This window comes from Phyllobacterium sp. 22229 (genome assembly GCF_052056495.1).
Lineage (GTDB): Bacteria > Pseudomonadota > Alphaproteobacteria > Rhizobiales > Rhizobiaceae > Phyllobacterium > Phyllobacterium myrsinacearum.
The window spans coordinates 14770-27696 of sequence record NZ_JBQEPA010000028.1 but is presented as its reverse complement, the minus strand read 5'-3'; the positions used below and the strand labels follow the sequence as shown (position 1 = coordinate 27696).

The following is a 12927-nucleotide window of genomic DNA, read 5'->3' as shown; positions in this document are numbered from 1 at the left end:
TTTCTCTCCTAGACCGCCTGTCCCGCCACCCAGCCGGATGACCAGGCCCACTGAAAATTGTAGCCGCCGAGCCAGCCCGTCACGTCGACCACTTCACCGATGAAGTAGAGGCCTTTGACGGATTTGGCTTCCATCGTCTTCTGGTCGAGCCCGTCCGTATCGACACCGCCCAGCGTGACTTCCGCCGTGCGGTAGCCCTCGGACCCCGCCGGTTTGACCTGCCATTCATTGATGGCCTTTTCGACGCCGAGCAACTGCTTGTCGGAGACATCGGCGAGATGGCTGTGGATGCCGCTGTTTTCGGCGATCAGCTGCGCCAGCCGCTTCGGCAAAAGCTCTGACAGGGCTGTCTGCAGCGCCTGCCGCCCATTGCGCGCGCGGGCGGCACGCAGCGCATCAAGAATGTTGACGCCCGGCAGCATGGCGACGCTGATCGTGTCGCCCTCGCGCCAGTAGGACGAAATCTGCAGGATCGACGGGCCGCTGAGGCCGCGATGGGTGAAGAGCATGGCTTCGGCAAATTTTGTCTTGCCGTGGCTGACGACGGCGTCGACCGAAATACCGGACAGAGGTTTCAGCGGCGCCAGCGTGTTGTCGTCGAAGGTCAGCGGCACCAGCGCCGGGCGGATGTCGGTCAGCGCCAGGCCGAACTGCTTGGCAACATCATAGCCAAAGCCGGTTGCGCCCATTTTGGGGATGGACTTGCCGCCGCAGGCCACCACCAGCGAGGTACAGCGCACGCGCTCGCCGGACAGCACGACGGTATAGCCGTCCGCCGTTGCTTCAATGGACTCCACCACCGTCTGCAACTGCAGATCGACATTGGCCTGCTTCATCTCCGTCACCAAGAGATCGATGATCTGCTTGGCCGAACCGTCGCAGAACAGCTGGCCCAGCGTCTTCTCGTGCCAGGCGATGCCATAGCGGTCGACCAGCGCGATGAAATGGCGCTGGGTGTAGCGGCGCAGTGCGGAAATGCAGAAATGCGGGTTTTTGCTGATGTAGTTCTGCGGGGCGGCGTTGAGATTGGTGAAATTGCAGCGCCCGCCGCCGGAAATGCGGATCTTGTCGCCCGGCGCCCTGGCGTGATCGACAATGAGCACCGAGCGGCCGCGCTTGCCCGCCTCGACAGCGCACATCATGCCCGCAGCGCCCGCGCCGATGATGAGAACGTCCACCTGCTTCATCATGGCGACGGCAGCAGTTCATCGGTGCGGCCGGTCGCCCAATAGGCGAAAAGCCCGACCCATTCCTTCAGGACGATCGTCAGGTTCTGCAGGGAGTCAATCGGGTTGTCCTGGGCAAATCCAGGATATTCGATGCCGGAGGTACGGTAATCGGCAGGCCACGGCACCACGTCGAAGCCCGCCTTGCGGAACAGCCCGACCGAACGGGGCATGTGGAAGGCTGACGTGACGAGCAGCCATGTCTCGCCGGGTTTGATATCAAGCAGTTTTTTGGTGAACTGGGCATTCTCGTAGGTATTGCGCGATTCATTCTCGAGAACCAGCCGGTCGGCGGACACGCCGAGGGCCGTCAGCAGGCGCGGCGCCGTGGCGGCATCGCCCTCGCCCTCCAGCACCAGCGTACCGCCACCGCCTGTCACCACGACCCTTGCCTCGGGGTAACGCCGCGCCAGCACCGCCGTTTCGACAAAACGGTCGCCGCTGGCGTTCAGCTCATAGCCGCCGCGCACGAGGTTGACCCCGCCTTCAAAACCGCCGCCAAGGACGATGATGCCATCGACATGCGAGGGTGCGGGCGACGGGCGCTGGAACCGGTCTTCCAGCGGATGCAGGAGAAGCGCACCCAGCGAACTCCAGACGGCGAGGCCCAGGATCAGAAATGCGCTGGCAGATGCGGTCATCGCAATGCGCCGCCAGGAGAACCACACGGCAAAAAATGCGAGGCCCATCAGCAGAATGGAAAAATTCAAAGGTTGAGCAACGAACCAGAACAGCTTGGAAACAAAGAAAAACATTGAAAATTCCTACGTCAGCTTCGCCAGCATTTTGACCTTCTCGATCTTGCGCTCGAGGCTCTCGGACCATTCGAGGCTCCGGTGCACGATTGCAAAGCCTTCGCGCTGGTACAGGCGTATGGCACCGGCATTGCGCGCATGGGATTCAAGCCGCGCGGTTGCATATCCCGCAGCGGCAATGTCGGCTTTCAGCGCCTTGAGCAGGAGCGAACCGATGCCCCGCCCCTGATACGCGGGATCGACCCACATATCCGAGATGTAATCATCGTTCTTTTCGCGCGCACCCCAGCCGAGAATGACGCCATCCGCCTCGGCCACGAGCACGCGGGCAAAGTGTTCCTCGGCAAAGACCCGGTAGGCACGCTCGACATGCGCACGCATGCCGGGCAGCTCCGGCTCAAAGGAAAAGATATTCGAAGCCCAGGCCCGTGAGCCGACCGCGGCCAGGGCCGCGATGTCGGCTTGCGCGGCAGGCCTGATTACCACCATTTCGGCGCGTTGAACCGGCCCGCGGCCTGTTCGATGACATAGGCGGTCTGGAACAGGGTTTCCTCGTCAAACGGGCGTCCGATCAGCTGCAGGCCAAGCGGCAGGCCCCGGCTGTCCAGTCCGGCAGGCACGGCGATGCCGGGAAGCCCCGCCATGTTGACCGTGACCGTGAAAATATCGTTCAGGTACATTTTCACCGGATCGGAGGCGAGCTCCTGATCGGCGATGCCGAAGGCAGCCGAAGGCGTCGCCGGTGTCAGGATCGCATCGACGCCCGCATGGAAGACATCCTCGAAATCCTTCTTGATCAGGGTGCGGACCTTTTGCGCCTGCAGGTAATAGGCGTCGTAGTAGCCGGCTGACAGCACATAGGTGCCGATCATGATGCGGCGCTTGACCTCGTCGCCAAAACCGCTGGCGCGGGTCTTTTCATACATGTCGACAATGTCCTTGCCCGGCACGCGCAGGCCAAAACGCACGCCGTCATAGCGGGCAAGGTTCGACGAGGCTTCCGCCGGGGCCACGATGTAATAGGCTGGAAGCGCGTATTTCGTGTGCGGCAGCGAGATATCGACGATGGATGCACCGGCATCTTTCAGCCAGGCAATGCCCTGCTGCCACAGCTTTTCGATCTCTTCCGGCATGCCTTCGACACGGTATTCCTTGGGAATGCCGATCTTGAGGCCGGTCAGCGGCTTGCCGATGATGGATTCGTAGTCGGGAATGGCGATATCGACCGATGTCGTGTCCTTGGTATCGACCGAGGCCATGGATTTGAGCAGGATCGCCGCATCGCGCACGTCGCGGGCGATCGGCCCCGCCTGATCCAGCGACGAGGCAAAGGCAACAATGCCCCAGCGCGAGCAGCGGCCATAGGTCGGCTTGATGCCGACAGTACCGGTGAAGGCGGCGGGCTGGCGGATGGAGCCGCCGGTATCGGTGGCTGTCGCACCGGCGCACAGGCGGGCGGCAACCGCGGCGGCCGAACCGCCGGACGAACCGCCGGGCACCAGATCGGCATTGGAGCCGTTGGCGCGCCACGGGTTTTTCACCGGACCGTAATAGGAGCTTTCGTTGGAGGAGCCCATGGCGAACTCATCCATGTTGAGCTTGCCGAGCATGACGGCGCCATCGGCCCACAGGTTGGATGTGACGGTGGATTCATAATGCGGCTTGAAGCCGTCGAGAATATGCGAGCAGGCCTGGGTGTGAATGCCTTCGGTACCGAACAGGTCCTTGATCCCAAGCGGAATGCCTTCCAGCGCACCGGCCTTGCCTGCAGCCAGACGGGCATCGGATGCCTTGGCCATGTCAAGCGCCTTGTCAGGCGTGACGGCGATGTAGGCGTTGAGGGCCCCGTTCGCAGTCTCGATTGCCTTGAGATAGGCACTGGTCAGCTCGGTGGCGGTGATCGCCCCGGCTTTCAGCTGGTCGCGCGCCTCGGCAATGGTGAGAGCGGTCAGATCGGTCATATCAAGTCCTGTTTATTGGGCTGGCGCGAGGGCGAGCCGCTTTTCGTAAAATGCACTGTGTTCCGAATCCGGATAATCGAGGAGTACGCCGCAGCGGGTGAAGCCGGAACGCTCATACAGCCGCCATGCCGCATCAAATCCGGGACCGACGCCCGTCTCCAGCACAAGCCGGGATATGCCCTTGTCGCGGGCGAGCCCGGTTATGGCCGCAAGCAGGATCGAACCGACACGTTTGCCGCGCACGGACGGCAGGGTGAACATGCGCTTGATCTCGCCGGTTTCAGCATCATGCCGCTTCAGCGCGCCGCAGCCGACCGCCTGTCCGGTTTCGTCGCGGGCGATGAAAACCGTGGTGTCGTCACCCGCCATCTCCTCCACCGTCATCTTGAACTGGAATTCGACCGGCGACAGCGGCAGAAGATGCGCATTCAGCGCATCGACCAGAGCGCGGACATCATCCTGCAGGGGCGTTTCGATGGCGACCGTGACCGGCATGGCTGCGCCTACTCCACCACTTTCGGAACGACGAAGAAATTCTCCTCGGTGACCGGCGCATTGGCAACGATATCGGCCGCCTTGCCGCCGTCATTGACGACATCCCGGCGCTTCTTCATCGCCATGGGCGTGACCGACGTCATGGGCTCCACGCCATCCACATTCACTTCGTTCAATTGTTCGACGAAACCGAGGATGGCATTCAGCTCGCCGGTCATGCGGGTCGCATCGTCCTCACTCACGGCAATACGGGCAAGACGCGCGACGCGTTTGACGGTGGAAATATCGACAGACATTGGGATTCCCGAAATTCAAATCTTGATCAAGCAGCTATAGTGTCCGTTGCGGGCAAGCGCAACGGACAAGTCGGCGCGGCAGGCGCCGATTACTGCGCCTTGTCCGTCTGCGCATCCGGATTGTCTTCTTCATCCTCGGGCGCAGGTACATCCATGGTGTCGTCGCTGCCCGGCTCGACAACCGGGTCCGGGCCCTTCACAGGATTGCCGTTGATGGCAACGGAACCGTCGGCCTTCTGGTCAACGACCCACCGGACCCGTCCGCCGTCCACTTCCGTGCCGAAATCCTTCGCCAGCTTGACGAAGGTGATGTAGTTCTTGATCTCGGCATCGGTTTCCGCCGCCTTGTTCAGGCGTTCAACCACCTTGTCGAAACCGGCCATCTCCCACGTGGTGTGGCTGGCGGGCTTCAACCCGGTAAAGGTCATCTCGCCTTCGACCGTCAGCTCCGCATCGGCGGTGCGCACCAGGCTCTTCGAAATCACGAGCTTGGGCGGCGCAACCAGGAATTGCGCTGCGGTTGCAGCTTCAAACTCCTCGGAGAGAACCTTTTCGCGGTTCAGGTCCATATCGTCGATGGCGCCCTTGACGACCGTATCGAGATCGACACCGGCCGTCCCGATCACCAGTTCCACATCGGTTGGAAGGAAGGGTACACCCCATTCAGGGATCGGCAGGGCCGGATATTTCAGGCCGTTGGTGCGCATGGCGTAGTGATAGGCGCCATCCTTGCTGATGCCGTCGAGGTTGGTTTCCTGCGAAATGTTCTGGGCAGCGAAATTGCCCAGCGGCGTTTCAACGGCAAAGTCCTTGAAATGATACTCGCCCTTGAGCTTGTCCCAAAGCGGCAGCGCGGCCTTCAGCTTCTGCTTGAGCTCGTCCTGTCCGGCCTTGTTGAGCTTCTTCTCGTCCATATGGGCGATGACGAACGCCCACAAATCCATCAGCTCCCGGTTGCGCAAGCCCTTGCCCTCGGCAACGCTGCCGAGTTCGCTGCTGCGCAGTGTCACCTTTACCGGTTCACCGGCGGCTGGCGTTTCGGTCTTGGGCGTTTCGGTCTTGGCCGCTTCGCCCTCTTCCGAGGCTGCGTCGAGATTGGGGAGCTTGGTGACGATCGTTTCGTTGAAGTTGGCAAAGGATTGCGTCATGTTGAGATCGACACCGCCCGAAGCGGCGGCTGCGGCAAGCATCTGCCCCTTTGCCGCGCTGGCACTGGCATCGATATCCTGTTCAGCCGACTTCAGCGACAGCTTGAACGCATCATAGGCGAAGGTCGAGGTCGAGAACGTGCCGATCTTCGGGTCGAACAATCCGGTCCAGCTGCCGCCATCGACCGACCACTGGAACGACTCAGGCCCCTTCGGCCCGCTCACTTCGAACGCAGCCGAGGGCATGTTGCCCGATGTCACGTTCCACGTGCCGTCGGCCAGCGGCTTGGTCAGGATGCTGTATTCACCCAGGCTGCCCTTCAGCAGATCCTGCTTCGGCATGGCCTTGAGGAAAGCATCGGTGCTGAAGGTGATGCGGTAGCCGTCGGCCTCTGGCGCTACCTTGAGAATGCCGTTCTTGAGCGCGGTCTTGCCGACATATTTCGACAGGGTATTGGCAAGTTCATCGGCGCCCTTGGCGTCGATCGTCTGGGCGAAAGCCGGTGTCGACAGCGCCATGACGCAGGAAATCAGGAATAGTTTACGCACAATACCTCCAATAGCTCAGTCCATCGTCGTGGTGACGACCAAATTCACAACGGCTTTAGCAACCCAAACTCAAACCGTAAACTGATCATTTGTCCCGGCGACAAAGACCTGCGTCTTGCTGCCTTCCATGCCAGCGACAAATTTGTCGGCGGTCTGGTCGATGATCGGGAACGAGCCGTAATGGCACGGAATTGCCCTGGCGAATTTGAAATAGCGCTGTGTTGCCAATGCGGCGACGGCACCGCCCATGGTAAAGCGGTCACCGATCGGCACGATGCCGATCTCCGGCTGGTGCAGTTCGTTGACCAGCGCCATGTCGGAGAAGATGTCCGTATCGCCCATGTGATAGAGCGTCGGCTCATTGTCGAAATGCAGGACAACGCCATTGGCCGAACCCAGCGAATGCGACACGCCATCCTCGGTGATCTGTGCCGATGAATGCAGTGCGTTGACATAGGTCACGGTGAAGCCATTGTGCGACACGGTCCCGCCGGTATTGGTTGGATCGACCCGTGCGACACCGCGATTGTTGAGCCAGGTCACCAGATCGGCGTTGCCGATCACCACCGCGCCGGTATCCTTGGCGATGGCGGCGGTATCGCCGACATGGTCGCCATGACCGTGCGTCAGGATGATGTGGGTGGCGCCGCGCGCCGCTTCCTTCGGATCGACACCGCGCGCGCCCGGATTGCCGTTGAGGAAAGGATCAATCAGAATCGTGCTCTGGGCGATTTCAATGCGAAAGGCCGAATGGCCAAGCCAGGTAATCTTCATGGGGTTTTCCCTTCCATTGTCAGTCTTTGCTCGCCACAACCGTCTATTGCAGCTATGTGACATTCATTCGAAATACAACGGCGAATTACAACGGCCTTTCGCCGGCCAATTCAAGTGCAGGAAACACCCTTGACGGTTCTGACCATTGAACAGCTCGAAGATCATGTCGCCGGCGGCCAGACCGTCGCGGGGCTCGATCTCGGCACGAAAACCATCGGCATCGCCATTTCGGACCGGGGTTTTTCCTTTGCCAATCCGCGCCCGGTGCTCAAGCGCAGCAAGTTCACCCACGATGCGCAGGATCTGCTGAAGGCGCTGAAAAGCGACAATGTCGGCGCCATCGTCATCGGCCTGCCGGTCAATATGGACGGCAGCGAAGGCCCGCGCGTGCAGGCCACCCGCGCCTTTGTCCGCAACATGGAAAAGCTGACCGACCTGCCCTTCGTCTACTGGGACGAGCGTCTATCGACGGTTGCGGCTGAGCGCGCGCTGATCGGCATGGATGTATCACGGCAAAAACGCGCCGAGCGGATCGATTCCGCTGCGGCGGCATTCATCCTGCAAGGCGCATTGGACCGCCTGCAGAGCCTGCGTCAGAACGCCGACGGCAATTCCTTCGAATAGGCCAGCGCCGTATTGGCCGATGCCGCGGCGGCGGCGCGGTTTGCCCGCCACACCTTGACCCAGGCGATGATCTGCTTGCGGCGGCGGAAGGCAATCAGGCAGAAAACCAGCCCCGTATCGACGATGCAGGCACGGGCGACCAGCGGCGGAATGCTGTCCGGCGCGATCCCCAGAATATTGCCGTAAATGGTGAAGACCAGATCGTGCATTTCACGGCTGAAGAAGTACATCCCCATGCTCAGATCGTAGTACGACAGAAAATACCAACCCCACAGAAAGCTTAACGGGCCTGCCCAGAATATCAGGAAGCTGCGCATTCATTTCTCCTAGCGGGGAAGACGGTGGCGGGTTGTGTAACCCCGTGAAATCACGAGGTATTTTCGAATCACATTGATATCTGCTAAGAGTTTAGGCGCAACGTAAACCGTTTGTTAAGGTTAATTTAAAAAAATTTTATTAAAATTGAAGGTATTAGCCGGGGCGGTTTTTGGCCCTGCGAGAGGACCGATCAACGGCCGATACACGTATTTGACAAAAGTGGTGTGCGCGCTGCTGAAACGCAGCGGGCACTGTGCGTGGTTCGACCGCCACGCCGGCGGAAACGGTCTTCAGTTGGCCGGGGGATAGAGCGAGTTGACGATGCTCTTGGCATTGTGACGGGCATCGAGCATGCCGTAGGTCGTGCGCCACTGCCCGCCAAGGCGGGTTTCAATGAAGGCATCGGCAATATCTTCCGAATGCAGGTGCCGCAGTTCCGCACCCGCTGCGGCCAGTGCCAGCTGTTCGGTCAGGATGCGCGCAGCGCCCTCGTCGTTTTCCGCCACGCGCATGGCCGCGCGCAGCACCTCGACCGTACCCTGCCCGCCGCGTCCGAGCTGTGCGCCGATCCAGTTCAGCACCTCGTCGAACAGCTGCGGCCCGCGCTTGAGCACGCGCAGCACATCCAGCGCCATGACATTGCCCGAACCTTCCCAGATGGCATTGACCGGGGCTTCGCGGTAATGGCGGGCCAGATTGCCCTCCTCGATGTAACCATTGCCGCCAAGGCATTCCATCGCCTCATACAGCAGGGCCGAAGCAATCTTGGCGACCCAGTATTTGACCACCGGGGTCATCACCCGGGCAAAGGCCGCCTCGCCGCGATTCTGCGCCGCATTGTCGAAGGCACGCGCCAGCCGGAAGGTCAGCGCCGTCGCGCCGGCCACATCCAGCGCCATGTCGGCCATGACCCGCAGCATCAGCGGCTTGTCGATCAGCGGCCCGTCAAACACGACGCGATGGCGCGCATGATGCACCGCCTCGGCAAGACCGGCGCGCATCATCCCGGCCGAGGCGATGGCGCAGTCCAGCCGCGTCAGCGTCACCATGTCGATGATGGTTTTGACGCCGTCGCCAGGACCGCCGACCATCTGGCCCAGCGCATTGTCGAATTCGACCTCGGACGAGGCATTGGAGCGGTTGCCGAGCTTGTCCTTCAGCCGCTGGAAACGGAAACCGTTGGATGATCCGTCCGGCAGGATGCGCGGCACGAGGAAGCAGGACAAGCCTTCCCGCGCCTGCGCCAGCACCAGAAACGCATCGGACATCGGTGCCGACATGAACCATTTGTGGCCGGTAATCCGGTAGAAGCCGCTGCCGGCGGGTTCCGCGCGCGTCGTATTGGTGCGCACATCCGTGCCGCCCTGCTTCTCCGTCATGCCCATGCCGAGCGTCAGGCTTGCCTTCTTGGCCGGGGATTTGTTGCTGGAATCATATTTGCGCGGCAGGACCAGCGGCGACCATTCGCGGTACAGGCTTGGCGACGACATCAAAGCCGCCAGCGACGCGCTGGTCATGGTGATCGGGCAGAGATGCCCGCATTCCAGCTGCGCTGCCGTATAGAAGCGCGCCGTGCGTGCCTGATGGCGCAGGCCGTTTTCCGTCGGGCCGTCTTCCCAGATGGACGAATGCAGGCCCTGCGCCACGGAACGGCGCATCAGCGCATGATAGGCGGGATGGTAATCCACGACATCGACGCGAAAGCCCTGGCGGTCATGGGTGCGCAGCTTCGGCGTTTCCGTGTTGGCGAGCCGCGCCAGATCCTGTGCATCACCGGACAGGACAAACCGGCCGCTTTGTTCCAGTTCCGTCCGGGTCGCCTGCGGAAACCGCTTGGTGATCTGCATCAGCAACGGATCGCCGAGATAGGCGTTGAGGCCGATCATGGAGGGTGTCTGGTTGAGAACGTCGTGGGTTTTCAAGAAAATGTCCTGATCCAATATGAGCTGTCTTTACGGCATGGCCCGTTTCATCCGAACACGTCAGCGCCGCAATCATGAGTCGCGCATTTATGGAATGAAGGTTCTGACAAGCGGTTAACCGATCCACCTTCTTCTAGCTTAATGGCCGCGCCGATGCAAAATGTCTCAGGCAGCTTTTTCTGTATCCGGGCGCAAGCTTATGTCTAGACAAAAGAAATCCTGCCCGCCTATCATGCCTGTATATTCATCGTGCCAAAAAAATGAACAAAGGGGTCATCACATGAAAATCAAATGGTATCTCGGCGCCGCATGCGCAGCGCTTCTGGCCTCCGCCGCCCCGTCACAGGCGGACACGGCGGTTTCCGTCGGCATTTCCGGCTGGACCGGCTTTGCCCCGCTGACGCTGGCCAAGGAAGCCGGCATTTTCAAGAAGAACGGTCTCGACGTCACGCTGACCAAGATTCCGCAGGCAAGCCGCCATCTGGCGCTGGCATCGGGCGACGTGCAGTGCGCCGCGACCACGGTGGAAACCTGGATCGCCTGGAACGCCAATGGCGTCGCCACCAAGCAGATTTTCCAGATGGACAAGTCGTTCGGCGCCGACGGCATGGTCGTGCGCAGCGACGTCACCAAGATTGCCGACCTCAAAGGCAAGGCCATCGCCGCCTCTGCGCCCGGCACATCGCCCTATTTCGTCCTGGCATGGATGCTGAAGCACAATGGCCTGTCGCTGAAAGATGTGAAGGTCGTCAATCTCGAGCCGGGACCGGCGGCCCAGGCCTTCGTTGCCGGGCAGAACGATGCGGCGATGACCTATGAGCCCTATCTCTCCACCGTGCGCGCCGCCCCGGACAAGGGCAAGATCATCGCCACCACGCTGGATTATCCCGTCGTGATGGACACGTTCGGCTGCACCAATGCATTCCTCGACAAGAACCCGGAAGCGGCCAAAGCCTTCGCCAAGAGCTATTTCGACGCGCTGGAACTCATCGCCGCCGACAAGGACAAGGCCTACGGCATCATGGGCGCAGACGTGAAGCAGTCGGCGGAGGTGTTCGGCAATTCCGCCCAGTATCTGCGCTGGCAGGACAAGGCCGCCAACCAGGCCTTCTTCGAGAAGGATTTTGCCAAATTCTCCGATGAAGCCGCCGACCTCCTGCTTGAAATCGGCATCATCAAGAAGAAGCCGGATATCAGCACCATCGTCGACACCAGCTTCATCAAGTAATCCGCCTTTATTCAGGGGAACGCGGGCAGCACCGCGTTTCCCCTTCTCTTTGTATCGGGACAGTCATGGTTCAACCTCTCCAGCCGATCGGGGCGTCGTCACGCATCCTGCTTGGCGTTCTCTTCTTTATCCTGTTCATAGCGGCCTGGTCCGCTGCCACCTTCGGCGGCTTTGTGTCGAGCACATTCCTCGCCGATCCCCTGACCATGCTGCATGACGGCTGGTTCCTGTTGTCCCAGCAGAATTTTCTCCATGATATCGGCATGACCATCTGGCGGGTTGTCGGCGGTTTTGTCATCGCTGCCGTCATCGCCGTTCCCCTCGGCATTGCCATGGGCGCCTACAAGCCGATCGAGGCCATGCTGGAGCCGTTCGTCTCCTTTGCCCGCTATCTCCCCGCTTCGGCCTTCATTCCGCTTTTGATCCTGTGGGCCGGTATCGGCGAGATGCAAAAGCTGCTGGTGATCTTTATCGGCGCGGTGTTCCAGATCATCCTGATGGTGGCCGTGGCCGTCGCCAATACGCGCCGCGATCTGGTGGAAGCCGCCTATACGCTCGGCGCCAATGACAGCGGCATCGTCAAGCGCGTGCTCATTCCCGCCAATGCGCCGGATATCGCCGAAACCCTGCGGCTGGTGCTGGGCTGGGCCTGGACCTATGTCATCGTCGCTGAAATGATCGGCGCATCCTCCGGCATCGGTTACATGATCATCAACAGCCAGGCGCTGCTCGCCACCGGGCAGATCATTTTCGGCATCATCGTCATCGGCATCATCGGCCTGATTTCCGACTTCCTGTTCAAATCGGTCAATCGCTGGCTTTTCGCCTGGAGGCTCGCATGAGCACGCTCGTCATCAAAGGCGTCAGCCGCATTTTTCCGGGCGTGCACGGCGGCAAGCCGACCGAGGCGCTGCAGCCAACCGACCTCACCGTTGCCCATAACGACTTCGTTTCGATCCTCGGTCCGTCCGGCTGCGGCAAGTCCACGCTCCTGCGCATCGTCGCCGGGCTCGACCGGCCGACCAGCGGCACCGTGACGCTTGACGGACAGGCGGTGACAGGCCCAGGCGCGGATCGCGGCGTGGTGTTCCAGTCCTATACGCTGTTTCCGTGGCTGACCATCGAGCAGAATATCGGTTTTGGCCTGCGCGAACGCGGCATCGGCGAGAAGGAAAGGCGCGAGATCGTCGCTTCCTATATCGACAAGGTGGGCCTGCGCGGGTTCGAGAACCACTGGCCGAAACAGCTGTCTGGCGGCATGCAGCAGCGCACGGCGATTGCCCGGGCGCTCGCCAACAATCCCAAAATCCTGCTGCTCGACGAACCCTTCGGCGCGCTCGACAACCAGACGCGCGGGCTGATGCAGGAGCTTCTGCTCGGCATCTGGGAGCACGAGCAGAAAACCGTCATCTTCGTCACCCACGATATCGAGGAAGCAATCTTCATGGCTTCGCGGGTGGTGACCATGTCGGCGCGGCCGGGCCGGATCAAATCCATCATGCCCGTGCCGCTCGGCCATCCCCGGCATTATACGGTGAAGGCCAGCCCCGAGTTCACCGGCATGCGGCTGAAGCTGACGGAGGAAATCCGCAGCGAGGCCATTCTGGCAGCCGAGGCGCATTGAGCGGGAT

The 12927-nt window shown here is 61.0% G+C and carries 14 protein-coding genes; 4 read left to right on the top strand and 10 right to left on the bottom strand.

Translation table 11 applies throughout. The features are described from left to right. Positions 1 to 8: 8 nt before the first annotated feature. The 8 genes from ACTJJ7_RS25025 to ACTJJ7_RS24990 form a co-directional block, all read right to left on the bottom strand. Positions 9 to 1187 (bottom strand): NAD(P)/FAD-dependent oxidoreductase, encoded by a 1179-nt coding sequence (locus tag ACTJJ7_RS25025; RefSeq protein ID WP_440969202.1) that lies wholly within the window; start codon positions 1185 to 1187, stop codon positions 9 to 11. Further along, entirely contained in the window at positions 1187 to 1981 is a 795-nt protein-coding gene (locus ACTJJ7_RS25020; RefSeq protein ID WP_440969177.1) for a YdcF family protein, read from the bottom strand. Before ACTJJ7_RS25020 ends, ACTJJ7_RS25025 begins: the two co-directional genes overlap by 1 nt. Positions 1982 to 1990: 9 nt before the next feature. Further along, a complete protein-coding gene (locus ACTJJ7_RS25015; RefSeq protein WP_440969176.1) occupies positions 1991 to 2470 on the bottom strand; it encodes a GNAT family N-acetyltransferase in 480 nt (159 codons plus the stop codon). After that, the gene (gene gatA, locus ACTJJ7_RS25010; protein ID WP_440969175.1) at positions 2461 to 3942 is read right to left on the bottom strand and encodes an Asp-tRNA(Asn)/Glu-tRNA(Gln) amidotransferase subunit GatA; all 1482 of its coding nucleotides are present in this window, start codon (positions 3940 to 3942) and stop codon (positions 2461 to 2463) included. Before gatA ends, ACTJJ7_RS25015 begins: the two co-directional genes overlap by 10 nt. Positions 3943 to 3954: 12 nt before the next feature. Beyond that, a complete protein-coding gene (locus tag ACTJJ7_RS25005; RefSeq protein WP_105733013.1) occupies positions 3955 to 4437 on the bottom strand; it encodes a GNAT family N-acetyltransferase in 483 nt (160 codons plus the stop codon). Between the two features lie 8 nt (positions 4438 to 4445). Then, entirely contained in the window at positions 4446 to 4733 is a 288-nt protein-coding gene (gatC, locus tag ACTJJ7_RS25000; RefSeq protein ID WP_105733014.1) for an Asp-tRNA(Asn)/Glu-tRNA(Gln) amidotransferase subunit GatC, read from the bottom strand. 89 nt (positions 4734 to 4822) lie between these two features. Next, the gene (locus tag ACTJJ7_RS24995; RefSeq protein ID WP_440969174.1) at positions 4823 to 6430 is read right to left on the bottom strand and encodes a hypothetical protein; all 1608 of its coding nucleotides are present in this window, start codon (positions 6428 to 6430) and stop codon (positions 4823 to 4825) included. Between the two features lie 69 nt (positions 6431 to 6499). After that, positions 6500 to 7204 (bottom strand): metal-dependent hydrolase, encoded by a 705-nt coding sequence (locus ACTJJ7_RS24990; RefSeq protein WP_105733016.1) that lies wholly within the window; start codon positions 7202 to 7204, stop codon positions 6500 to 6502. Between the two features lie 129 nt (positions 7205 to 7333). Between ACTJJ7_RS24990 and ruvX the strand changes: the two genes are divergently transcribed. Continuing rightward, positions 7334 to 7828 (top strand): Holliday junction resolvase RuvX, encoded by a 495-nt coding sequence (gene ruvX, locus ACTJJ7_RS24985; protein ID WP_440969173.1) that lies wholly within the window; start codon positions 7334 to 7336, stop codon positions 7826 to 7828. Here ruvX and ACTJJ7_RS24980 read toward each other — a convergent pair. Next, on the bottom strand, positions 7798 to 8145 hold the full coding sequence (locus ACTJJ7_RS24980; protein ID WP_130269200.1) for a DUF6105 family protein: 348 nt from the start codon (positions 8143 to 8145) through the stop codon (positions 7798 to 7800). The genes ruvX and ACTJJ7_RS24980 overlap by 31 nt on opposite strands. Positions 8146 to 8436: 291 nt before the next feature. After that, on the bottom strand, positions 8437 to 10068 hold the full coding sequence (locus ACTJJ7_RS24975; RefSeq protein WP_440969172.1) for an acyl-CoA dehydrogenase family protein: 1632 nt from the start codon (positions 10066 to 10068) through the stop codon (positions 8437 to 8439). A gap of 280 nt (positions 10069 to 10348) precedes the next feature. On the opposite strand from ACTJJ7_RS24975, the gene ACTJJ7_RS24970 reads away from it, so the two are divergent. From ACTJJ7_RS24970 to ACTJJ7_RS24960, 3 genes are all read left to right on the top strand, one after another. Beyond that, positions 10349 to 11296: an ABC transporter substrate-binding protein gene (locus ACTJJ7_RS24970; protein ID WP_165401812.1), complete on the top strand. Its 948-nt coding sequence runs from the start codon at positions 10349 to 10351 to the stop codon at positions 11294 to 11296. A 65-nt stretch (positions 11297 to 11361) separates the two neighbouring features. Continuing rightward, the gene (locus tag ACTJJ7_RS24965; RefSeq protein WP_105733020.1) at positions 11362 to 12138 is read left to right on the top strand and encodes an ABC transporter permease; all 777 of its coding nucleotides are present in this window, start codon (positions 11362 to 11364) and stop codon (positions 12136 to 12138) included. Continuing rightward, the gene (locus tag ACTJJ7_RS24960; RefSeq protein ID WP_105733021.1) at positions 12135 to 12920 is read left to right on the top strand and encodes an ABC transporter ATP-binding protein; all 786 of its coding nucleotides are present in this window, start codon (positions 12135 to 12137) and stop codon (positions 12918 to 12920) included. Before ACTJJ7_RS24965 ends, ACTJJ7_RS24960 begins: the two co-directional genes overlap by 4 nt. Positions 12921 to 12927: the final 7 nt, after the last annotated feature.